24 protein-coding genes are annotated in these 21,020 nt (G+C 52.9%); 22 read left to right on the top strand and 2 right to left on the bottom strand.

Going from position 1 to position 21,020, the window contains the following annotated elements:
* Positions 1 to 192 precede the first annotated feature (192 nt).
* The 16 genes from ACL02P_RS07305 (at position 193) to ACL02P_RS07230 (ending at position 15,703) form a co-directional block, all read left to right on the top strand.
* Positions 193 to 1,437, top strand: a complete 1,245-nt coding sequence (locus ACL02P_RS07305; protein WP_412837036.1) for an MFS transporter — start codon at positions 193 to 195, stop codon at positions 1,435 to 1,437.
* On the top strand, positions 1,437 to 2,024 hold the full coding sequence (locus tag ACL02P_RS07300; protein ID WP_412837035.1) for a nucleotidyltransferase family protein: 588 nt from the start codon (positions 1,437 to 1,439) through the stop codon (positions 2,022 to 2,024). Before ACL02P_RS07305 ends, ACL02P_RS07300 begins: the two co-directional genes overlap by 1 nt.
* A 322-nt stretch (positions 2,025 to 2,346) precedes the next feature.
* Positions 2,347 to 2,745 carry a hypothetical protein gene (locus ACL02P_RS07295; protein WP_009223155.1) on the top strand — a complete coding sequence of 133 codons (399 nt, stop codon included), beginning with the start codon at positions 2,347 to 2,349 and terminating at the stop codon, positions 2,743 to 2,745.
* A gap of 48 nt (positions 2,746 to 2,793) precedes the next feature.
* A complete protein-coding gene (locus ACL02P_RS07290; protein WP_009223156.1) occupies positions 2,794 to 3,684 on the top strand; it encodes an NAD-dependent epimerase/dehydratase family protein in 891 nt (296 codons plus the stop codon).
* Between the two features lie 10 nt (positions 3,685 to 3,694).
* Positions 3,695 to 4,444 (top strand): glucose 1-dehydrogenase, encoded by a 750-nt coding sequence (locus tag ACL02P_RS07285; protein ID WP_339302110.1) that lies wholly within the window; start codon positions 3,695 to 3,697, stop codon positions 4,442 to 4,444.
* A gap of 138 nt (positions 4,445 to 4,582) precedes the next feature.
* On the top strand, positions 4,583 to 5,848 hold the full coding sequence (locus ACL02P_RS07280; protein ID WP_323076493.1) for an MFS transporter: 1,266 nt from the start codon (positions 4,583 to 4,585) through the stop codon (positions 5,846 to 5,848).
* 36 nt (positions 5,849 to 5,884) lie between these two features.
* The gene (locus ACL02P_RS07275) at positions 5,885 to 6,913 is read left to right on the top strand and encodes a TIR domain-containing protein (RefSeq protein ID WP_412837034.1); all 1,029 of its coding nucleotides are present in this window, start codon (positions 5,885 to 5,887) and stop codon (positions 6,911 to 6,913) included.
* Positions 6,910 to 7,137 carry a hypothetical protein gene (locus ACL02P_RS07270; protein ID WP_009223167.1) on the top strand — a complete coding sequence of 76 codons (228 nt, stop codon included), beginning with the start codon at positions 6,910 to 6,912 and terminating at the stop codon, positions 7,135 to 7,137. The genes ACL02P_RS07275 and ACL02P_RS07270 overlap by 4 nt, the downstream gene beginning before the upstream one ends.
* Positions 7,138 to 7,290: 153 nt before the next feature.
* The gene (locus tag ACL02P_RS07265) at positions 7,291 to 8,223 is read left to right on the top strand and encodes a Gfo/Idh/MocA family protein (RefSeq protein WP_412837033.1); all 933 of its coding nucleotides are present in this window, start codon (positions 7,291 to 7,293) and stop codon (positions 8,221 to 8,223) included.
* A gap of 91 nt (positions 8,224 to 8,314) precedes the next feature.
* Positions 8,315 to 9,244, top strand: coding sequence for a hypothetical protein (locus tag ACL02P_RS07260; protein ID WP_009223169.1), 930 nt, complete (start codon positions 8,315 to 8,317; stop codon positions 9,242 to 9,244).
* 103 nt (positions 9,245 to 9,347) lie between these two features.
* Complete coding sequence (locus ACL02P_RS07255) at positions 9,348 to 11,045, top strand: glycoside hydrolase family 13 protein (RefSeq protein ID WP_412837032.1); 1,698 nt, start codon at positions 9,348 to 9,350, stop codon at positions 11,043 to 11,045.
* A 94-nt stretch (positions 11,046 to 11,139) separates the two neighbouring features.
* Complete coding sequence (locus ACL02P_RS07250) at positions 11,140 to 12,081, top strand: haloacid dehalogenase-like hydrolase (RefSeq protein WP_412837031.1); 942 nt, start codon at positions 11,140 to 11,142, stop codon at positions 12,079 to 12,081.
* 5 nt (positions 12,082 to 12,086) lie between these two features.
* Entirely contained in the window at positions 12,087 to 12,593 is a 507-nt protein-coding gene (locus tag ACL02P_RS07245) for a metallophosphoesterase family protein (protein WP_009223172.1), read from the top strand.
* 280 nt (positions 12,594 to 12,873) lie between these two features.
* The gene (locus ACL02P_RS07240) at positions 12,874 to 13,953 is read left to right on the top strand and encodes an ABC transporter substrate-binding protein (protein WP_412837030.1); all 1,080 of its coding nucleotides are present in this window, start codon (positions 12,874 to 12,876) and stop codon (positions 13,951 to 13,953) included.
* Positions 13,954 to 13,991: 38 nt separating this feature from the next.
* Complete coding sequence (locus ACL02P_RS07235) at positions 13,992 to 14,906, top strand: ABC transporter permease (RefSeq protein WP_009223174.1); 915 nt, start codon at positions 13,992 to 13,994, stop codon at positions 14,904 to 14,906.
* A complete protein-coding gene (locus ACL02P_RS07230) occupies positions 14,906 to 15,703 on the top strand; it encodes an ABC transporter ATP-binding protein (RefSeq protein ID WP_009223175.1) in 798 nt (265 codons plus the stop codon). The genes ACL02P_RS07235 and ACL02P_RS07230 overlap by 1 nt, the downstream gene beginning before the upstream one ends.
* A 74-nt stretch (positions 15,704 to 15,777) precedes the next feature.
* Here ACL02P_RS07230 and ACL02P_RS07225 read toward each other — a convergent pair whose 3' ends face one another.
* The gene (locus ACL02P_RS07225; RefSeq protein WP_009223176.1) at positions 15,778 to 16,152 is read right to left on the bottom strand and encodes a DUF2512 family protein; all 375 of its coding nucleotides are present in this window, start codon (positions 16,150 to 16,152) and stop codon (positions 15,778 to 15,780) included.
* A gap of 95 nt (positions 16,153 to 16,247) precedes the next feature.
* Here ACL02P_RS07225 and ACL02P_RS07220 point away from each other — a divergent pair, with 95 nt between their 5' ends.
* From ACL02P_RS07220 to ACL02P_RS07195, 6 genes are all read left to right on the top strand, one after another.
* Entirely contained in the window at positions 16,248 to 17,198 is a 951-nt protein-coding gene (locus tag ACL02P_RS07220; RefSeq protein ID WP_412837029.1) for an NAD(P)/FAD-dependent oxidoreductase, read from the top strand.
* Complete coding sequence (locus tag ACL02P_RS07215) at positions 17,188 to 17,490, top strand: antibiotic biosynthesis monooxygenase family protein (RefSeq protein WP_009223178.1); 303 nt, start codon at positions 17,188 to 17,190, stop codon at positions 17,488 to 17,490. Before ACL02P_RS07220 ends, ACL02P_RS07215 begins: the two co-directional genes overlap by 11 nt.
* An 11-nt stretch (positions 17,491 to 17,501) precedes the next feature.
* A complete protein-coding gene (locus tag ACL02P_RS07210) occupies positions 17,502 to 17,630 on the top strand; it encodes a hypothetical protein (protein WP_323076504.1) in 129 nt (42 codons plus the stop codon).
* Between the two features lie 10 nt (positions 17,631 to 17,640).
* Positions 17,641 to 18,156: an N-acetyltransferase family protein gene (locus ACL02P_RS07205; RefSeq protein ID WP_412837028.1), complete on the top strand. Its 516-nt coding sequence runs from the start codon at positions 17,641 to 17,643 to the stop codon at positions 18,154 to 18,156.
* A 30-nt stretch (positions 18,157 to 18,186) separates the two neighbouring features.
* Positions 18,187 to 18,795 (top strand): TVP38/TMEM64 family protein, encoded by a 609-nt coding sequence (locus ACL02P_RS07200; RefSeq protein WP_009223180.1) that lies wholly within the window; start codon positions 18,187 to 18,189, stop codon positions 18,793 to 18,795.
* 64 nt (positions 18,796 to 18,859) lie between these two features.
* Positions 18,860 to 20,098 carry an MFS transporter gene (locus ACL02P_RS07195; RefSeq protein WP_412837027.1) on the top strand — a complete coding sequence of 413 codons (1,239 nt, stop codon included), beginning with the start codon at positions 18,860 to 18,862 and terminating at the stop codon, positions 20,096 to 20,098.
* A 53-nt stretch (positions 20,099 to 20,151) separates the two neighbouring features.
* Here ACL02P_RS07195 and ACL02P_RS07190 read toward each other — a convergent pair whose 3' ends face one another.
* On the bottom strand, positions 20,152 to 20,838 hold the full coding sequence (locus ACL02P_RS07190) for a metal-dependent hydrolase (RefSeq protein WP_260069939.1): 687 nt from the start codon (positions 20,836 to 20,838) through the stop codon (positions 20,152 to 20,154).
* Positions 20,839 to 21,020: the final 182 nt, after the last annotated feature.

The raw sequence follows: 21,020 nt of genomic DNA, 5'->3' as shown, positions 1-21,020 counted from the left end.
CAAGACTGCGTTTCATCTGGAAGCCTCGCCGCTGGGCCAAGGTCATTTGCTGGAGCATGAGTTACTGAAAGGCATAGATTCAGGCGATCGATGGGTTAAACCGCAACCAACGTTTTGGGTCGGATCCGGATAAAAACGTTCCAAAGTAAATGAAGCAAACCATCCTATATCAGATAAAAATGTGAGGTCAAGATGAACCAGTCAACCGCCGTCAAAACGGCTAACCCTGCATTCACGGTCTATCCGATTCTTTTTGCGATCAGCACGGTGCATTTATTAAACGACACGATGCAATCGGCGATCCCGGCCTTATTCCCGGTGCTGCGCGAATCACTGTTGTTATCCTATGGCCAAATCGGCTGGATCTCATTTGCCATGAACATGACGGCCTCCGTGTTCCAGCCTTTGGTCGGTTTGTACTCCGATGTTCGGCCTCGGCCTTACATCCTGCCGCTCGGAGTTTGCTTTACGCTGGCGGGCATCGTCATGCTAGCCTTTGCCCCCAGCTATCCTTTTATTCTGCTGGCGGTGACCTCTATCGGGCTGGGCTCGTCGGTGTTCCACCCGGAGTCGTCGCGCGTTGCTTATTTGGCTGCAGGTACGAGACGCGGGCTGGCGCAGTCGATTTTTCAGGTCGGCGGGAATATCGGGGCTTCGTTAGGTCCAATCATGTCCGCTTTGATCTTTATCCCTTTGGGTCAGACCAGCGTCGCTTGGTTTGCTTTGGCGGCAGTGGCGGCGATCGTCATCCAGTTTTTCGTGGCAAAATGGTACAGCGGGCAGGATCTGAAACCGCGTAAGCCGCGTACAACAGGTTCGGCAGCCGCGGGCGGAGCCGCTCGGCCAAAGAGCCGCCTCAGCCGGGGCAAGATCATACTGGCCATCACCGTGCTGGTGCTGTTGTTATTCTCCAAAAACGTCTACTCGATCAGCATCTCGACGTTTTATTCGTTTTTCCTTATGGACCATTACGGCGTTGCTAAAGATACGGCACAATGGTATATTTTCGCCTTTTTGGCGGCTTCGGCGGTGGGTACGTTTTTTGGCGGGCCGATCGCGGACCGCTATGGTCGGCGCAACATCATATGGGTATCTATTCTTGGAACGGCGCCGTTTTCGATGCTACTGCCTTACGCTAACCTGTTCTGGTCAGGTGTACTTGTCGTCATTGCCGGCCTGATCATGTCCTCGGCTTTTTCGATTATCGTTGTGTATGCGCAGGAGCTGCTGCCGGGAAAGGTAGGGCTGATCTCCGGCCTGTTCTTCGGCTTGTCCTTTGGACTTGGCGGCTTAGGTTCCGCCGTGTTGGGGAACTTTGCCGATCAGGCAGGCATTCTGTTCATTATGCAGGTATGCTCCTTGCTGCCGTTGATCGGTCTGCTCACCGTCCTGCTGCCAAAGGATGAAGCATTAAAAGAGCAGGAGGCGGGGAGTTGATGATGCCAACGATTGCAGGTGCAGCCGATTTGCGCGAGGCGATCCGTCGTCAGCCGGAGATAATGGCCGATCTGCAGCTCGTTGCTGAGCTGAGGTTGCCTCAGGGCTGCATTGCCGCCGGTTATATCCGCAACTTTGTCTGGGACGTGCTTCATGGCTATGCCGAACGGACGCCGCTGCACGATGTGGACGTGCTGTATTATGATCCGGCGTGTCTGGATGAAGAGGCGGAGAAAGTTTATGATGCACGGCTGCGCGAACGAAATCCTCGGCTAAATTGGTCGGTGAAAAATCAGGCGCGCATGCATTTACGTAATGGGACGGCCCCTTACCGCTCCGTCGAGGATGCCATGCGCCATTGGCCGGAAACAGCGACAGCCGTTGGCGCACGCTTGAACGCTGCGGGGGAGGTCGAGCTGATCGCGCCCTTTGGGCTGGACGATCTCCTGTCACTTCAAGTTCGGCAGGGTCCGTATTTTCACGATCACGACGTGTTCCGGAAGTGGGTCAACGGCAAAGATTGGCTCAGACGCTGGCCGCTGCTAAAGCTGGTCGAGGGGGAGGAGGGGCTGCGGCTGCCTCATTGAACGAGGGGGTATCGCCAAGACCTAACAGATAACGGACTCAGATGACGTTATTTTGAGTCCAAACGCTTAAAATCGATAATTAACGGACTCCAGAGACCTTATATCCTGGAATTTGCTCCTTTCAAGGCAAACCAAGGGCTAATAACGTCATTGAGGTCCGTTAGATTTTTTACAAGCACAAAATCAACGAAATAAGGACTCTGAGGTCCGTTAGGTTTTTATGCAATCCCTTCCGGCAACAAAACTTCCTGCTTCTCCCTGCGTTTCATGATAAAATTTGATTATTATTGGTTTTGATCCATACATAGGGAGAGTAGGATACATGAAGAGCTCAAAAGGGTATTTTTATTATTTTATCTGGATGCTGGGAGCGCTGGTGCTGATGTATTACGGGCATCAGTTTATCGACATGATGAACAACAAGACGCAAACGCTGGGTAAAATCGATTACGGCTTGATCGGCAAAATCGTGTACGGGTTAGCATTTGGATTGTATTTAAGCTTCCTGAACGGCTTTCCAAACCGGCGGAAGTTCCATCGGCCGCTGTTTGCTTTCGTATTTGTACCGAGCTTCCTGTTGCTGATCTATCCGATTATTACAATTTATGTGAAACAGATTTATATCGTAGGTTATTTCGAGATCGTGCGAGATCCGCAACTGTTTTTCTTTGGGATGCTAAGCGCTTTATCTTTGATCAAAAGTACGTTTGCGACGCGTTAAGCTCGTTAGAAGGTGACTCAATATCCGGCGATGGAGGAGGAAGAAGAAATGGCAAAGATTTTAGTGCTTGGCGGCTCTCGTTATTTTGGCAAAAGATTGGTTAACCTGCTGGCAAGTTCGGGCTTGCACGAGATAACGGTTGCGACCCGGGGACAAACGGAGGTCCAGTTTGATTCTCCAGTTACGCAGCTGCGGCTGGACCGTACAGATGAGAAATCGTTGCAAGCGGCGGCTGAGGCTGGACCTTGGGATCTGGTGTACGATAACATCTGTTTTTCGCCTAACGAAGCGCTTGCCGCGGTGCGGGCATTCAAGGAGCGCGTCGGGAAATATATTTTGACCTCCACCTTATCCGTCTACAAGTTGGGTAAATCGCCTTTAACCGAAGCTGATTTTGATCCCTATCATTATGAACTGAAGCTTGGCGATAAGCAGGCGTTTGATTATGGGGAAGGAAAACGGTTGGCTGAAGCGGCATTCTTCCAACAGGCAGATTTTCCGGTGAGCGCCTTGCGGATTCCAATTGTATTAGGGCCGGATGATTATACACGGCGGTTGCATTTTCATGTCGAGCATGTTCAGCAGGGGTTGCCGATTGGCGTACCGAACCCGGACGCGGCGATCTCGTTTATCACTTCGGCGGAAACGGCGAAGTTTCTGGCCTGGCTGGGGGAATCCGAACTGACCGGGCCGATTAATGCTTGTTCCGATGGGGAAATTACCATTGGAGAAATCATCCGCCTCATTGAATCCATCACCGGCAAAACAGCGTTGATCGAACGCGAAACGGCTCAGGAGCATCGATCTCCATTTGGCATCCCAAGCTCGTGGGTGATGGACAATACTAAAGCGCATGAGGCGGGATATCGTTTCGAAGCGCTGGACGATTGGCTGTCGGGGTTAATCTGTCACATCGCGGAAAGCGGACAGAAGGGGTGAGTTTCGAGACATGTCTTTTGCAAATAGGACTGTGATTGTAACGGGAGCGGGGCAAGGCATCGGCCGCGGTGTGGCTGAAGCTTACGCCCGGGAAGGCGCGTCCGTCGTACTGGCGGAGCTCAATGAGGAAACCGGCAAATCGGCGGCGGAGGCAATTCGCCAGGCCGGGGGCCGAGCCCTATTCGTGCCTTGTGATGTGCGCCAGGAGGCTGATATCGTTCGCTTAATGGAAACGGCCGAGCGTGAGTTGGGGCGGATTGATATTTTGATCAACAATGCGGGAGTATCGCGGTTTAAATCCACCTACGAGCTTACGGTAGAGGAATGGGACGATGTGCTGAATACCAACGTGCGCAGTACGTTTCTAGCTTCCCGTGAGATGGCCAAACGTGTGAAGGGAAGCGGCCGGGGCGGAGCCATCGTGAACATCTCCTCCACGCGTTCGCTCATGTCTGAGCCCGGTTCGGAGGCGTACGCCGCCTCCAAAGGAGCGATTGTGTCGCTTACGCATGCGTTAGCTGTATCGCTTGGCCCGGATGGCATCCGCGTGAACTGCATCAGTCCGGGGTGGATTGAAACCGGGGATTACGGCGCTCTGCGCGAGATCGATCACAAGCAGCATCCGGCAGGACGCGTTGGAACTCCGGAGGATATCGCCCGGGCTTGTCTTTACTTGACTCACCCGGACAATACATTTGTGACCGGCGCGCATTTGGTGGTTGACGGCGGAATGACGCGGAAGATGATTTACGAGCCTTAAGACGTGAGCAAAGATGAATCAACATTATATAAGGAGCTTAAGCATGGGACCGATTTGATCCTTCACTCTTGAACCTAACCTTTTTTTGACCCCGGGGTTTCCGGGTTATTTGGTTTGGAACAAAGGAGTGATACGGGGATGAAACGGTCCTTTTTTTGGTTATGGAGTTCGCAGACCTTGTCCAACATGGCGGACGTCCTGTATATTGTCGCTTTTATTACGCTGGTACTGGATCAGACTGGATCCATCATCTTTGCGACATTAGTTCCTTTTATTCGGGTAAGCTCCCAGTTGATCAGCAGCTTGCTGGCTCCCTTGGTGATTGCCAGATTTCGACTGACCACAATATTATCGATATCGCAAGGCGGTCAGTTTCTGTTGTTTTCGTTGCTCGCATTATATGTCTCCCCATGGGTTGGCGGAACTGCCCCGGGCATTCTGTATGGAATAATCTTGGTGATTTCCTTCCTCGACGGATGGACGACACCGGCGAGGAACGCGTTGATTCCCAGGTTGGTTCAGGACGATACTTTGCTGAAAGCGAATAGTATGATCGCGGCGACGGATCAAATCATCCAGTTTGCAGGGTGGGCACTCAGCGGTGTGGTTGTGGCGAAGTTTGGTTCGTTTCCGGTTCTTGTTGCGGTTGCTGGAGCTTACGGAATCGCCATGTTGGCTACGACCCGAATCGTAGATCCGATCGGAGGGGAACCTCGAAATGCAACATCTATGGCAGCATATGGAGATAGGGGATCCAAACGGGTCATCTCTCATTGGGAAACGTTAAAAGAGGGGTGGATCACCCTATTGCGATTGCCAAGATTGCGCGCATTAACCTGCATGGAGATGACGGAACTGTTAGGCAGTTCGGTATGGTCGGGGGCATTTTTGCTTGTGTTTGTGCGCGATATTTTACACCGGGATGAATCGTGGTGGGGGTATATCAACGCCGGTTATTTTGCCGGGGCCGTATTAGGCGGAATATTGATTGTAGCTCTGGTAAACAAGCTGGAGTATCGGTTGTACCCTGCGCTATGGATCGGTATGCTTGGATATGCCGTCTTGACCTTTGCCTTTGCGCTAAACACTTCCGCTGTTTTGACGCTGGGTATTGTGCTCTTGATAGGTCCGTTTGCCGAACTAGTCGGAGTTGCCCGCCAAACGTATACGCAACGCAGCGCCGATCCGGATCAGTTGCCCAAAGTGCTGTCAGCCCAAGCCGCGTTGCAGAATTTCCTGTTTGGGATATCTCTGCTGCTCATGAGTTTCGTCGCGGAGGGGGTAGGAATTGTCTACGTTTACTTGCTGGCGGGGGGATGGAGCCTACTTTCGGTCTTCATCGGTGTACGACATCGTCAGTTATTCCATCAACCTGCACAAAACGAATCGGGATGGTATAATTAGGAAAAGATGATTCGTTTTTCAAGGAGCTGTGGAGTTGTGGATGTGACCAAGCCGAACGTCTTTATTGGATCCTCACGGGAAGCGATGGATATCGCGAACGGGATCCACGCTCAGATCAACCGATATGCCCAGGTAACTCCATGGTATGCCGGCGCATTTGAAGGCAATGATTACACGATGGAATCGCTGGAGAAGCAACTTCGAAGGAATGATTTTGGAGTTTTCATCTTCGCACCGGATGATGTTGCTTTGCATCGGGGGAAGTTTGTGTTTATCACCCGGGACAACACGCTTTTTGAGATGGGGTTGTTTTGGGGGAGACTCGGGCGAAGGCGAGTATTTGCCATCATCCCGCAGGAGATCAGAGAGAGGGATGATCTGATCCAAGGGGAGAACGTTTCAGAATATCATCTCTTATCCGACCTTCAAGGCTTGACGTTACTGAGATATGAGGTGCGAACGGATGGGAATGAGGAGGCTGCGGTTGCCGTTGCCTGCCGTTCACTGATTAAAGCGATCCTGGCCGAAGGTGTGTACCGTGATCCCCACGTTGAAATCGCAAGAATGGAAATGGAGCTGGAGCGCAAACGCCGGATCCTTCATCTTTTTTGGACCTATAATAAAAATATAACCGTCCCCGATGAACAGGATCGTTACAACGGTTTAAGCGAGGCGATTCGGACGTCGATTCTTCCTCCTCCGGGGTATCTGGTTACCGGTGCTGCGCTTTGGAAGGTACAGGGAGATGAGGGGATTGGGCAAGTCGGCGGCAACGTAGGGAAAGGCCGATTTTTCACCTTTCAGGAGAACCAAGAGCGAGTGGAGTCCGGCCAGCAGCCGATCTACGTGTTAGATGCGTATTTAACCGCAAAATGGGCTTTCTTTAACCGGCTTGAAGTTGAACAGGTATACATCCTATGCTATCCTTTAGGTAGAGAGCATGTGCTGTCGGTTCATTTTTCCGGCAGGCATCACTTGACCGACGAGCAGTTAGGCATCATTGTATCCGATAATAATGAACTCTTACGAACCATTGATTATATCCTTGGAGGGGATTCGATATGAAGCGAGGTAACTTGAAGCTGAAGCAAGGCGCTGCCCCGGTTTCCAAGGCTTCCAAGCGTCTGTCCCCAGCGATGATGGATGCCAAGACGGCAAAAGGACGCAAGCTGCAAGCCAGCCGTTCCAAAGGCATTCTCTATATTGGACCGTCCGTCGAAGGCGGAGATAAGGAATATGTGAAGGTACTCACGGGTGACGTAGACCGTACAAAACCTTCCTTCGTTTAATCGATCAGCCGAGCAGACCCCCATGATCAGCATGGGGGTTTTCTTTTTTGCTGCAGCAAATTTACATCTTCCTTTCCCTATGCCAAAATGAAAGGAAATGTTGACCATTTCACTCTAACGAAATCATGAAGTTATGCTCAGGAGGCAAAAAGGATGCGTATCGGAATCATTGGACTCGGCGATATCGCGCAAAAAGCGTATTTGCCAGTGATTACGGCGAGGGAGGACATCGAACTCGTCTTGAGTACACGAAATCAGGAGACGCTGTCTAAGCTGGCAGCAAAATACCGCATCCCGGAAACGGTGAGCAGCGTGGACGAGCTGGTGAAATCCGGCGTGGATGCTGCATTCGTCCATTCGGCGACGGAGTCCCATCCGGCGATTGTGGAGCAACTGATTGAGAACGGTATCCACGTCTACGTGGATAAGCCGATCGCTTACCATTACGAGGAGTCCAAAAGACTGAGTGAGCTTGCGGAACAGAAAGGCGTGTTACTCATGACGGGGTTTAACCGCCGGTTCGCCCCGATGAACGCGGCCCTGAAGGAACAGCCGGACCGCCGGCTCGTGCTGTTGCAGAAAAACCGCACCCCATCGCCCGACTATGCTCGCCGCTTCGTGTTGGACGATTATATCCATGTGGTGGATACGCTGCGGTTTTTGGCACCGGGTGAAGTCCGGAACGTTCACGTCTCGACTCGAGTGCAGGAGGGGAAGCTGTACCATGTCACGCTCCAGTTGGAAGGTGACGGCTTTACCTGCATCGGCATCATGAACCGCGATTCGGGGGCCAACGATGAAATCCTGGAGGTGATGAGCCCCGGCCAGAAATGGCGGGTGGACGGACTGAACACGACGGAGCATTTTGCCGGCGGTGAAGCGAAACGATTGACCTTTAAGGACTGGGATCCGGTGTTGTACCGGCGGGGGTTTGTGCAGATCATCGATCATTTTATCCGCTGTGTTCGCGAAGGAGGGGAACCGGCCATCTCGCTGCAAGATTCGCTGGAAACCCATCAGCTGTGCGAGGAGATTGTGAAGAGCGCTGAGGCGAACGGCGCTGTGGCTTGGGAACGGCCGCTTTGAAACTTTCGGTCTCGACTAACGTAGAACAGGATAGCGAAACTACGTAGGCCGGACAGGACAACCGTTCCGGCGGTAAAGGGAGGAACCAAGGTTGTTCGAGGATCTTAACGCTCGTATGGCAGAACTCAAAGAGAAAGCCCGGAATCAGGAGAAATGGCAACAGCGTCTCAAAAATCTCCAGCAGGAGTTGACCGGCCTGCAAGAAGAACGGAACCGTTGGCAGAAGCAGCTGGCTGCAGAGGAAGAAGATGTTCGCAAGCTGTCGACGATGTCGCTGTCAAACTTATTGGCTACCGTGCTTGGCAACAAAGCCGAGAAGCTGGATCGGGAGCAGCGGGAAGTGCTGGAAGCCAAGATGAGGTATGATGCCGCCGAAGCTGCGGTTCGCGATATGGAGCGGCAAATTGCGGATATTGAGCGCAGACTGCTCGAGCTGGGTTCTTGGAAGAACGAATATGAGCGGATTTTTCAAGCCAAAGAGCGGAAGATCCTGGAGGAAGACGGAGAGCTGCGGGAGCTGGCCGAACGCGAAGCGGTCCTCACCGTGCAGCTGAAAGAGGTGGACGAAGCGCTGCAGGCCGGACAATCCGCCCTTCACGATTTAAGCGCAGCCGAGGAAGATCTGCGTTCTGCGAAAAATTGGGGGGTGTACGATATGCTGGGCGGCGGAATGTTGTCGACACATATTAAGCACTCGCGGATTGATGAGGCGATGAGCCATCTAATGGCGGCGCGGCAAAGTTTGCAACGTTTTCAGCGGGAACTCCGTGACATCGGAGCGGACATTTCGACGCATCTGGAGATCGGCGGATTGCTGAAATTTTCCGACTATTTCTTTGACGATTTTATCTCGGATTGGCTAGTGCAGGGGCGAATCAACGTCAGCTTAGATCAAGTCCAAAACCAACTTACGGCGGTAAGCGACGTGCAACGCGAGCTGGAAACAGCCAAACATAAGCTGGAATCGGAGCGGGCCGAAACGCATCGGAAATACGTGCAAGCGGTGGAGCATTATGCTTAGCAGATGACAAGGCTCGGGAACTTTTGGGTTCCCGGGCTTTTTTCGTAATACAAAACTGGTTCGATGCAAATAGCTAAAGGAAAAACGAGAAAGGGAGTCGGACATGAAGCGGACTTGGTGGAAGGAAAGCGTCGTGTACCAAATCTATCCGATCAGCTTCAAGGATTCGAATGGGAACGGGGTGGGTGACCTGCGCGGGATCCTGTCCAAGCTGGATTATTTGCAAGATCTTGGGGTCGACGTCGTTTGGATCTGTCCGATCTATCAATCGCCTGGGCATGATAACGGCTATGATATTAGCGATTATTATAAGATCGATCCCGCATTTGGCACGATGGAGGACTTCGATGAGCTGTTGGAAGCGTTGCACGCGCGCGGAATGAAGCTAATGATGGATCTGGTGCTGAATCACACTTCGGACGAGCATCCCTGGTTCTTGGAATCTCGGAAGTCCAAGGATAATCCGAAGCGGGATTATTACATCTGGCGAAAGGGTAAAAACGGCGGCCCGCCGAACAACTGGGAGTCGTATTTCAGCGGTTCGGTTTGGGAGTATGACGAGCGTACCGATGAATATTACTTACATTTGTATTCCAAGCATCAGCCTGACTTGAACTGGGAAAATCCGTCCGTCATCCGCGAGCTGCATGACATGGTCAAGTGGTGGCTTCAAAAAGGCGTGGACGGCTTCCGGTTCGATGCCATTGCGCATATCGCCAAGGCGAAAGGACTGCCGGATGCAGACAATCCGGAGCAGAGACCGACGGTTCGGGCTTACGAGCTATTTTCGAACCTGGACGATGTACATACACTTCTGCAAAACTTGTACGATAACGTGTTGTATTACTATGACATTATGACCGTAGGCGAAACGTCGGGGCTAGGTCCGGAGCAGGCGTTGAATTATGTTGGCGATGACCGTCGTGAGCTGAATATGACGTTTCAGTTCGAGCATATGTTTCTGGATGCGGGCTCTGCGGGCAGCGGCAAATGGGACGTCGTTCCGTGGAAGCTGACGGACTTAAAGGAAGTCATCACTCGCTGGCAGACTGTGCTGCACGGGCGGGGGTGGAACGCCAATTATTTGTGCAACCATGACCAGCCGCGCTCGGTTTCCCGTTTTGGGAGCGATCAGGAACCTTACCGCATTCCGTCCGCTAAAATGCTGGGGACCTTCCTTCATATGCTGGAAGGGACGCCGTACATTTATCAAGGCGAGGAAATCGGCATGACGAACGCGGTCTTTGATTCAATTGACGATTATCGTGACGTGGAGACGCTCAACTACTATGAGGAGCAGCGAAGAAACGGTGTTCCGGAGGCGGACATCCTGCGGGCGATTCATCTAAAAAGCCGGGATAACGCCCGTACCCCCATGCAATGGGATGCCGGACCGCAAGCCGGGTTTACCACTGCCGAATCCGCCTGGATCCGGGTGAATCCCAATCACGATCGGATTAATGTCGAGGAAGCGATCCGTAACCCCGATTCAATCTACCATTACTACAAAAAGCTGATTCGCTTAAGAAAAGAACATGCCGTGATCGTCTACGGCGAATACGAGCTGCTGCTCCCCGATCATCCGCAGATATATGCGTTTACCCGGAGGTTGGAAACGAGCTGTTTGTTGGTGATCCTGAATTTTAGTTCCGAGGAGCCGGTATTCGAATGGCCTTCTGAGGCAGTGGAGCCGAAGGACATCGAACTGTTAATCTCCAACTACGCTCCACGGGAGCACGAGGATGTATTGAACTTACCGCTGCGCCCCTATGAAGCAAGGGTTTATTTGAAACGATATTGATTCAAGGGGATATCGGATGGCCTGCAGCATTTCGACGTGCTACACTGGAGATATAGCAATTGTGCAGAACTTGGAACGAATGGAGGGGTAGCCCATGAAACGGATATTGGACTGCCGGGCTTCGGATTTTCGCCACATGGATCGCGAAGCTCTAAGGGGAGCAATTTTGGCAGCGGAAGGGCGAACGGTGATGGCGGAAACGGTGGTTACGTCCCAGCCGCTGCTGCCCGAGATCACCAATGCGGAGCTTGCCAAAGCTTTTGGCGCGGACATGATCCTGCTGAACGTCTTTGACGTGTTTCACCCGCAGATTCGCGGCATAGAGCCGCGGGATTTGTTTGCGCCGGATCGCGGCAGTGGGGAGCCCGGGCCGAGCGCGCGAAATCCGATCGCGGAGCTGCAACGATTAACGGGACTGCCAGTCGGCATCAATTTAGAGCCGGTCGACGCGTCGGCCGATGCGGTTGAAGGGCTTCACGAGCTGCCCGAAGGACGGCAGGCAACCGCTCAGAGCTTGGCCGAAGCCAAGCGGCTTGGCGTGGATTTCGTATGCCTGACAGGCAACCCGAAAACCGGAGTGACCCATGAACGCATCCTGCACGCGATCCATGTGGCAAAACGGGAATTCGGCGGTTTGATCATCGCTGGCAAAATGCATGGCGCTGGTACTCGCGGCAGCGTGCTGGACGGCGAGGCTGCGATCAAGTTCGTTGAAGCCGGCGCGGACGTCGTGCTGCTGCCAGCTCCGGGGACCGTTCCGGGCGTGCGCGAGGAGGAGCTGGCCCGGGTCATTGCGGAAGTCAAGGCGCGGGGGGCCTTGGTTTTGGCGGCGATCGGCACAAGTCAGGAAGGCGCGGACGAATCGACGGTGCGAGAGATTGCTCTCAGCGCCAAACGTGCCGGCGCCGACATTGTACACATCGGGGATGCCGGTTTCGCGGGCATGGCCATCCCAGAAAATATCCAAGCGGTATCAATCGCCATCCGCGGGCGGCGGCACACCTATGTGCGTATGGCCGCTTCGCCGTTGAGGTAACGCCTATGCGGATCGGAGTCATATCGGATACGCATATCCCGCGCCGCGGAGTGGAACTGCCCGCGAAGCTGCGGCAAACCTTCCGCACCTGCGACATGATTCTCCACCTGGGGGATTGGGTGACGATGGAGGTATATGAGCAGTTAAAAACGATAGCGCCGGTTGAGGGTGTGGCAGGAAACAATGACCCAAACGACATTATCCGTAAGTTTGGTTGGCATAAAATTCTCGAGCTGGGCGGCAGACGGATCGGACTGACGCACGGCCATCTCCCCGGCGGCGGGCACGGGGCTAAGAACAATGCGGAGCGCGTCTTTGCTGGCCAACCGGTAGACGCCGTGCTGTTTGGCCACTCGCACAAGCCTTACCTTGCGAAAAGCGGTGGCGTCTTGTGGTTTAATCCCGGGTCGCCTACCGACAAACGGCGGGAACCCAAATACAGCTTTGGCGTGCTTGAGATCACTCCCCAAGCGATCCAGGCGCAACATATTTATTTAGATGCCAAAAAGTAGATCCAAGAACATGTGGAGCTACCAATGCGAGGCCGATTTTCGGTTTTGCTTTGGATGGCTCTTTTTTATACCTATCTTGAGGCAGAAGTCCCTTAACCTGTATTGACGTATAATTGACCACCATTTAATATAGAAATCATACTTCGTGTCCATGTTGGACGAATCCTTGTCCACGGACGCTTTAATCCTTTCATCAACAAAAGCGTTAATCAGATTATGCTTTACTGCAGGGGCACTGCAGGGTCATTAATTTCATGAGAGAGAAAGGGGAAACAAAAACATGAAGAAGAAGCTTGGGATGATTCTCGCCTTGTCGCTGCTGCTGGTCGGCGTTGTTGCTTGCGGCAACAATGGCGGCAACGGAAATGCCGCAAACGGGGGGAATGCCGGGGGAACCGGAACGGAAAATTCCGCGGGTGCGGGGAATACATCGGATTCCGATAAGAAAACGTATAAAATCGCGATTTCGCAAATCGTGGAGCATCCTTCCTTGGATGCAACGCGGGAGGGCTTCCTGGACGCTTTGAAGGACGCAGGCATTGTAGAAGGGGAAAACTTGGAGCTTGATTACAACAATGCGCAGGGGGACCAAACGAACAATACGACCATCGCGCAAAAAATCGCCGGCGAGAAATATGATCTGGTGCTCGCGATCGCTACGCCGCCTGCACAAGCTGTAGCGCAGCAGGTGAAGAACTCCCCGATCCTGTTCGCGGCTGTTACTGATCCGGTTGATGCCAAATTGGTGGACAATTTGGATCATCCAGGTGGGAACATCTCCGGGGCTTCGGATACGAACCCGGAAGCGATTACGAAGCTGATGGACTTCATCGCTGAGCACTTCAAGGATGTCAAATCCGTTGGATTGGTGATCAACCAAGGGGAACCGAATGCCGTCGTTATGGCAAACCATGCAGAGAAAGCATTGGAAGCCCACGGTATCAAATTGGTGAAAGCCTCGGTAACCAATACATCGGAAGTTAAACAAGCGGCCGAATCGCTGGTTGGTCGGGTAGATGCGCTGTACATTACGCTCGATAACATGGTCGTTGAAGCCGTCAGCACCGTGATCCAGGTAGCCAACGATAACGACCTTCCTTTCTTCTCGAGTGACCGGGATACGGTCGAGAAGGGGGCTTTTGCAACGATTGGGTTCAAATATTATGACCACGGGTACCAAGTGGGACAAATGGCAGTCGACGTGCTGAAGAACGGCAAAAAGGTCGGTGACCTGAAAGTGACGGTGCCGGATAAGCTCGACTTGATCATGAACCTGAAAGCGGCAGCCGAGCAAGGGATCGAAGTGACCGATGCCATGAAGGCTCAAATTACAGATAAGGAAAACAATCTGATCAAATAGGCAGCACACGCTCCTAATTTCTTGAGGAGGTACTCATCATGTTGAACTCGCTGCTGGGGGCGCTGGAATCCGGCCTGCTGTATGCGCTTATGGCGCTCGGCGTATATATTACGTTCCGAATTCTCGACTTTCCGGACCTGACGGTGGACGGGAGCTTTACGACCGGCGGTGCGATCGCTGCGGTCATGATCGCAGGGGGAAGCTCTCCCTGGATTGCTACGGTCGTTGCTTTTTTGGGCGGCTTGGCTGCCGGTGCGATCACCGGCATCATTCATACCAAAGGACGGATTAACGGACTGCTCTCCGGGATATTAATGATGATTGCATTGTATTCCATCAATATGCGGATCATGGGCAAACCTAATGTAGGCTTGCTGGGGGAGACAACGCTGTTCAGCTCGGTTTCGCCGCTGGTGTTCATGCCGATCGTTGTTATCGCCATTAAGCTGCTGCTGGATTTGTTCTTTCGTACGGAGCTTGGCTTGGCCCTGCGGGCCACTGGCGACAATAAACGGATGATCCGCAGTTTTGGTGCCAATACGGATAACACAATTATTCTCGGGCTCAGTTTGTCCAACGGGCTAGTGGCTTTGTCCGGGGCGCTCATCGCTCAACAGTCCGGTTTCGCCGACATTTCGTCGGGGATCGGGATGATCGTGATCGGGCTGGCTTCGGTGATTATCGGGGAGGCCATCTTCGGGGCGCGTACGGTATTCTGGGCAACGCTGGCAGCGGTTCTCGGGTCCATCGTTTATCGAGTGGTTGTAGCGCTAGCGCTGCGGATCGAATGGCTGGAGCAAACGGATTTGAAGCTGATTACGGCAGTTATCGTGATCATCGCATTGGTGCTTCCGACCGCACAAAGAAACATGAAGCAGAAAGCGGTAGCTCGCCGGCGCGCCGGTGAAATTACACAAACCGCCGGGCAAAAGAGCGTAGGGGGTGGGTTCTAATGCTGAAGTTAACCCAGGTATCGAAGCTCTTTCACCCCGGCACGCCGGATGAGAAGATCGCGCTGATTGACGTCAATCTGCATCTGCGCAAAGGCGATTTCGTAACGGTCATCGGCAGCAACGGTGCGGGGAAATCCACGCTGATGAATATGATCTCCGGCGTCATCAAGCCGGATGCTGGCGAGGTTCGCCTTGGCGGCGTCGACATCAGCCATCTTCCAGAGCATCGACGCAGCAAGTGGATTGGCCGTGTGTTTCAGGACCCGATGGCCGGTACTGCACCGCATATGACCATCGAGGAGAACCTGGCGATGGCTTACTCTCGCGGGAAGGCGCGTGGCCTTGCGCTGGGGGTGAACGCGAAGCGCCGGGCGATGTTCCAGGAGCAGCTGCGCAGGCTGGGCATTGGATTGGAGAACCGGCTGCGCGCCAAGGTCGGTACATTGTCGGGCGGGGAACGCCAGGCGCTCAGCCTGCTGATGGCAACGTTTACCGAGCCGCAGGTGTTGCTCCTAGACGAGCATACTGCTGCACTGGACCCAGCCCGTGCTGAGCTGGTGACGAAGCTTACGCAGGAGATCGTCAGCGAATTGAAGCTGACCACGTTGATGGTCACCCACAACATGGAGCAAGCGATCCGGTTGGGTAACCGCCTCATCATGATGGATGGCGGGCGGATCATCCTTGATGTGGATGAAACGAATAAACGCGAGTTAACGATCGAACGGCTGCTAGGCGAATTCGAACGCATCAGCGGCCACAAGCTGTCCGATGATCGCGTGATGCTGGGCAGTTAAATTGCAACTATACCTGTACACAAAGCGCGAGTGCAAAGGGAGGATTCCCTTGTACTCGCGCTCTTTGTTGTCTTTTAACGAGCATCGCGCACTCGTACGCTGCTGTCCCTGCGGATGCCGTCGCGCAGCATCCAAGCGTGCAAGAACCATTCAAATACGCCCATCACAATGGTAATGGCAAGGATTTCGCCAAGAGATAACGTCCATTCCGCGTTGGCGGAAATCGCCCACAGGAAGATAAAGACGAGAAACGCATCTACAACGGTTGCGATCCCATTGTTCGTTCGCGGAAGGATGAAAAGATCCCCGAATAAATAGGCTAGAATAGACAACGCTAAGGCTGTCAGCAGCGCTGAGATGAATGAGGCGTTGCTTAAGAGCATTACCATGACGATGACGATAATTCCATTTCCAAGTAATTTGACGAGAAACTTGTCCAACCCTTTCACCTCCTTGTTTTACGCTCTAATTTCTCCTAACGGGAAAGCGGCTATACACCAAATTAACGATGTCAATCAATAGCTACGGAAAGCGGGACAACAACATGACTCAAACCACAAACTACGATTGCATGATCATTGGCGGCGGTATTGCCGGATTACAAGCCGCTATTCAGCTAGGCCGGTACTCGGTCCACAACGTACTGGTTATTGACGCGGGTTATGGAAGATCCACGTTATGCCGGCAATATCATAACCTGCTGGGGTTCCCGGAAGGTATTTCCGGGGAAGAACTGCGCAGTCGGGGGAGACGGCAAGCGGCGTCTTATGGCGTAAAGTTTGTGCAAGACACAGTAACCGAAGCGAAGAAACGGGATGAGGGATTTCAGGTAAAAACATTAAGCGGCCAAACGTATTCAGGTCGAACCCTGCTGCTGGCGACCGGTGTGCTGGACCGTTATCCCGATGTCCCCGGTTTGGTTCCAACGCTTGGGCTAAGCGTCTATGTCTGTCCGGATTGTGATGGGTACGAAATTGAGGGGCGGAAAACGGTATTAATGGGGGCAGGGGACACCGGTGCCAAGATGGCGCTGCTGCTCATCCAGCGGACCCGCGATTTAACCTATATTAATCATGAACAGACACCTGTCGCTGCGTCGCTCCTGAAGCAAATGGAGGAACAGGGGATTCGCTACGAGGAAGGGGCCATCGCCGAAGTCCAACAATCCGAAGGCTTTATCCGCAGCGTGAAATTACAGGATGGCCGGAGCTTTACAGCAGAACGGGGATTTATTGCGTTTGGCGGCAATGAGGTTCATTCTGGATTAGCCGCTCAACTTGGCGTACGCATTTCCGAGAACCGTCATGTGGAGGCCAACCCCCGCACAAAGCAGACGAACGTCCCCGGCGTGTGGGTGGCTGGGGATCTAGGACTTCATGCGGAACAGGTTAGCGTGGCCATGGGGGAAGGCTCAATTTCCGCAATTTGGATTCATAAAGCATTAAGTCCGTGCTATAATCAGTTGAACGGAGGGGATGCAGAGGATGATTCTTGAAGTAGCTCAGCTGCAAGTGAAGCCCGGAATGATTAATGATTTCGAAAGCCACTTCCGGAAGGCTTCCAAAATCATCAGCCGGGCGTCCGGTTATCTTGGACATGAGCTCCATAAATGCGTAGAGACGGAGAATAAATATATTCTGCTCGTGCGTTGGCAATCCATTTCCGCACATGAGGTAGGTTTCCGTCAATCTCCGGAATATGAGGAATGGAAAGCGCTGCTTCATCCATTCTACGATCCCATGCCTACCGTGGAACACTACGTGCAAATCAAGCATGAAACGGAGTAGGAGGAAAGAGAATGGAAGAAATCATTTGGCGGCAGCTTGAATTCGGGACGGCGATTTATCGATATTCTGAAGGTGCTCGAGGAACAGCCACAGCAGGTGAAGGCAGAGCTATGTATAACAAAATTATTCAAGGACTGTGAGCATGTACATATGACGGAACATTTCGACTATATCATTGAAGATGCAACGCTTGAGGACTTGCCGGCGATCGTGGCGATTTACAATGAAACGATCGCTGGACGCATGGTTACCGCCGATTTGGAGCCGGTGACCGTTGACGCCAGACGGAAGTGGTTTGATGAGCATTCGCCCGATTTCCGGCCGCTTTTGGTTATGAAATCCGGGGGGAAGGTCATCGCCTGGCTCAGCTTTCAGTCCTTCTATGGGCGACCGGCCTATAACGGCACGGCCGAGATCAGTATTTATATCACAGAAGCCTACCGTTCCCGCGGAATCGGAGGGATCTTGTTAAATCGATCCTTTGCGATTTGCCCTGAGATTGGTGTCCATACGCTGCTTGGGTTTGTGTTTGGTCATAACGAGCCGAGCCTTAAGCTCCTTAGTAAATTCGGCTTCGAGCGTTGGGCGCATTTGCCCCGCGTGGCCAATTTAGACGGCGTGGAACGGGATCTCGTTATTTTGGGGAAACGGGTTGTTGAGGCTTAATATGCTTTTGGGGAATGGGGATCAAATCATTTGAACGAATGGGTTAAGGAAATCACGGACTGGTTTTTGGAGACGACTCAGTTAGGCGGGTACTCCATCCTGCTTTTTACGATCCCACTCGCCGTTGTGCAGGGAGTTTTTGGTTTTTTTCCGTTTGCCACGATCGTGATGTTGCATCTCTCCCTGCTGGGGATTGCGAACGGTTTATTAGCCAGTTGGATTGCCGGTACGGCGGCAGGGATGGTTGTTTACCTGATGTGCAGATATTTTTTTGCTGATTGGTTTAACCGCAGGTGGTTGGCTAAGCTGCAAAAATACGAAAAATGGCAAAAAGGGCTGGACCGCTATGGGGTGTGGGCAGTGATCTTTCTCCGCACGATTCCGATTATGCCAAACAATCTCATTTCGTTTATGTCGGCGGTTTCGAATTTAAAGCTCCGTTCTTATGTCTGGTCCAACCTGGTTGGGAATCTGTCAAGCATTTGGCTGTTCGGGATCTTAAGCGCATCGATTGTGTTTCCGGGGGTGAATCTTCAGGAGTTGATTCTCTCCTACGCCCTATTTTTGCTTGTGCTGGGCGTCGCCTTTGTCATACGCAACCGGTTCCTATCCAAGACGAAAGAAGGCATGAGACCTTAGCATGGATCGACCGCTTTCCGGGATAAGCTACAGAGAGAATAAGATTGGATAGGGGGCGAGTTGTTTGAATACTCAGGAACAGGCTTTATCAGGAAAACCCGCGGCAGCACGGCGGAAGCTGCTGCTCAGCGCCGGGCTCAGCTGGATGTTTGATGCCATGGACGTCGGGATCATTTCGTTTATCGCTGCTGCCCTTGCGGTGGAATGGAGCTTAACGCCGCAGCAGACCGGCTTCTTTACGGCGATCAACTCCGTAGGGATGGCGTTTGGCGCAGCGATTGCCGGTTATATGGCGGACAAGTTTGGCCGCAAATCCGTGCTCCTGTGGACGCTGTTGATTTTCTCCATCGCCAGCGGTTTGTCAGCTGCCGCTACTAGCTTTGCCATGCTTTGTTTGCTTCGCTTTATTGCCGGCTTTGGACTTGGCGGGGAGCTGCCGGTCGCTTCCACACTGGTATCCGAATCGGTGTCGGTACAGGAACGCGGAAGATCCGTCGTGCTGCTGGAGAGCTTCTGGGCTGCCGGATGGATCGCTTCGGCGTTGATCTCGTATTTCGTCATCCCGGATTACGGATGGCAGGCCGCTTTTATCATCGGTGCCATACCTGCGTTATATGCGCTGTACTTGCGCAAATCAATCCAGGAGCCGGCCCGATTTAAAGCGCAGACGGGTCATCATCAAGGACGAGGGCCTTCCTTCAGCGATAGGTTTAAGTCCGTTTGGGCTTCCCCGCACCGTCGTTCGACTGTGATGCTTTGGATTTTGTGGTTTACCGTCGTCTTTTCGTATTACGGCATGTTTCTGTGGCTGCCTTCGGTGATGGTGCTGAAAGGCTTCAGTCTGGTCAAAAGCTTTGAATACGTGCTGATCATGACACTGGCACAATTACCGGGATACTTCACGGCCGCTTATTTCATTGAGAAGTTTGGGCGTAAATTTGTGCTGGTGCTGTATTTGCTGCTCACCGCAGCCAGCGCGGCCTGGTTTGGAAATGCGACTAGTGAGGGAATGCTGATTACCGCTGGGATTTGCTTATCCTTCTTTAATCTTGGGGCATGGGGCGGCATGTACGCTTATACCCCGGAATTGTACCCGACGCGGGTGCGTTCGACCGGAGTCGGCTTGGCCGCTTCCTTTGGACGGATCGGCGGTATCATCGCTCCGTACTTGGTCGGCATGCTGGTCGCTCGCCACGTCGCCATCGGGGGAATCTTCTGGATGTTCTTCGTAACAATCGTCATTGGGGCACTGGCGGTGTTTTGGCTGGGGACCGAGACGCGGGGGAAGGAGCTGGCGGATTAAAAAACAGCAAAATTGCTGCAGATCCGCAACAATTTTGCTGTTCATCCGTTTAATTAGAAGTTGTCCAGAGAATCGCCCGGCTTCAAGGCATGACCTGTAATGCCGATACGTGCGAGATCTGCGACAAATCGTTCCCCGTCCTGGGCGATTGCATCAAACGTATTGTAATGCACAGGGACAACGTGCTTGGCACCAATCCATTCAGCTGCGGTCAGAGCATCCTCCGGTCCCATGGTAAAATGGTCTCCAATCGGCAGGAATGCGAGATCGACCGGGCTCCGGGAGCTGACCAATTTCATATCGCTGAACAGGGCGGTATCTCCGGCATGATATATGGTTGTTCCGTCAATATCGAGCAGGATCCCTGCCGCCACGCCAAGATATACATTTACGCCGTTTTGGTTGACGGACGAGCTGTGCAGCGCAGGCACCCATTTTAATTTACCGAACGGGAACGTGCGGGAGCCGCCAAGGTTCATGCCGACCGTTTGCAGTCCGCTGCCAGCAAAATAATCGGCCAGCTCGACAATGGCGATAATCGGCGCGTTGTTTCGCCGGGCGATGCTTTCCGCATCTGCGATGTGATCGGAATGACCATGGGTCAGAAGCACGTAATCGACTTGAATGTCATCGGCTGAGGCTGCGGCCGCCGGATTCCCGGTGAGAAATGGATCGATGATCAAACGATGCTTCCCTGTGTCCACCAGGATGCAGGAATGTCCCAAATAAGTAACTTTCATAGCAATCACCTCATGTGGAAATATATCCTTCTCGTTTATTATAGCTGCCTTGGACAAGCAAGTCACATCTTGCGGGAGGCGGTGCTGCATAAACGCAAGGAAATCCCATATGATTGTGATTGGGATGGGGCGGCTTGAGCAGGCTCGCGAATGAGGTCTGATCCAGTAAGGACCTTGCGCAA

Source organism: Paenibacillus sp. MB22_1 (genome assembly GCF_047200555.1).
In the GTDB taxonomy this organism is placed as follows: Bacteria; Bacillota; Bacilli; order Paenibacillales; family Paenibacillaceae; genus Fontibacillus; species Fontibacillus phoenicis.
This window is presented reverse-complemented; position numbering and strand designations above follow the sequence as displayed.

Excerpts from the sequence above, each read along its gene's own strand:
- ACL02P_RS07290 (WP_009223156.1), top strand. The coding sequence starts at position 2,794 with ATGGCAAAGATTTTAGTGCTTGGCGGCTCTCGTTATTTTGGCAAAAGA.
- ACL02P_RS07245 (WP_009223172.1), top strand. The coding sequence starts at position 12,087 with ATGCGGATCGGAGTCATATCGGATACGCATATCCCGCGCCGCGGAGTG.
- ACL02P_RS07240 (WP_412837030.1), top strand. The coding sequence starts at position 12,874 with ATGAAGAAGAAGCTTGGGATGATTCTCGCCTTGTCGCTGCTGCTGGTC.
- ACL02P_RS07270 (WP_009223167.1), top strand. The coding sequence starts at position 6,910 with ATGAAGCGAGGTAACTTGAAGCTGAAGCAAGGCGCTGCCCCGGTTTCC.
- ACL02P_RS07210 (WP_323076504.1), top strand. The coding sequence starts at position 17,502 with ATGGAAGAAATCATTTGGCGGCAGCTTGAATTCGGGACGGCGATTTAT.
- ACL02P_RS07305 (WP_412837036.1), top strand. The coding sequence starts at position 193 with ATGAACCAGTCAACCGCCGTCAAAACGGCTAACCCTGCATTCACGGTC.
- ACL02P_RS07280 (WP_323076493.1), top strand. The coding sequence starts at position 4,583 with ATGAAACGGTCCTTTTTTTGGTTATGGAGTTCGCAGACCTTGTCCAAC.
- ACL02P_RS07190 (WP_260069939.1), bottom strand. The coding sequence starts at position 20,838 with ATGAAAGTTACTTATTTGGGACATTCCTGCATCCTGGTGGACACAGGG.
- ACL02P_RS07295 (WP_009223155.1), top strand. The coding sequence starts at position 2,347 with ATGAAGAGCTCAAAAGGGTATTTTTATTATTTTATCTGGATGCTGGGA.
- ACL02P_RS07220 (WP_412837029.1), top strand. The coding sequence starts at position 16,248 with ATGACTCAAACCACAAACTACGATTGCATGATCATTGGCGGCGGTATT.
- ACL02P_RS07285 (WP_339302110.1), top strand. The coding sequence starts at position 3,695 with ATGTCTTTTGCAAATAGGACTGTGATTGTAACGGGAGCGGGGCAAGGC.
- ACL02P_RS07255 (WP_412837032.1), top strand. The coding sequence starts at position 9,348 with ATGAAGCGGACTTGGTGGAAGGAAAGCGTCGTGTACCAAATCTATCCG.
- ACL02P_RS07250 (WP_412837031.1), top strand. The coding sequence starts at position 11,140 with ATGAAACGGATATTGGACTGCCGGGCTTCGGATTTTCGCCACATGGAT.
- ACL02P_RS07235 (WP_009223174.1), top strand. The coding sequence starts at position 13,992 with ATGTTGAACTCGCTGCTGGGGGCGCTGGAATCCGGCCTGCTGTATGCG.
- ACL02P_RS07205 (WP_412837028.1), top strand. The coding sequence starts at position 17,641 with ATGACGGAACATTTCGACTATATCATTGAAGATGCAACGCTTGAGGAC.
- ACL02P_RS07215 (WP_009223178.1), top strand. The coding sequence starts at position 17,188 with ATGATTCTTGAAGTAGCTCAGCTGCAAGTGAAGCCCGGAATGATTAAT.
- ACL02P_RS07300 (WP_412837035.1), top strand. The coding sequence starts at position 1,437 with ATGATGCCAACGATTGCAGGTGCAGCCGATTTGCGCGAGGCGATCCGT.
- ACL02P_RS07230 (WP_009223175.1), top strand. The coding sequence starts at position 14,906 with ATGCTGAAGTTAACCCAGGTATCGAAGCTCTTTCACCCCGGCACGCCG.
- ACL02P_RS07265 (WP_412837033.1), top strand. The coding sequence starts at position 7,291 with ATGCGTATCGGAATCATTGGACTCGGCGATATCGCGCAAAAAGCGTAT.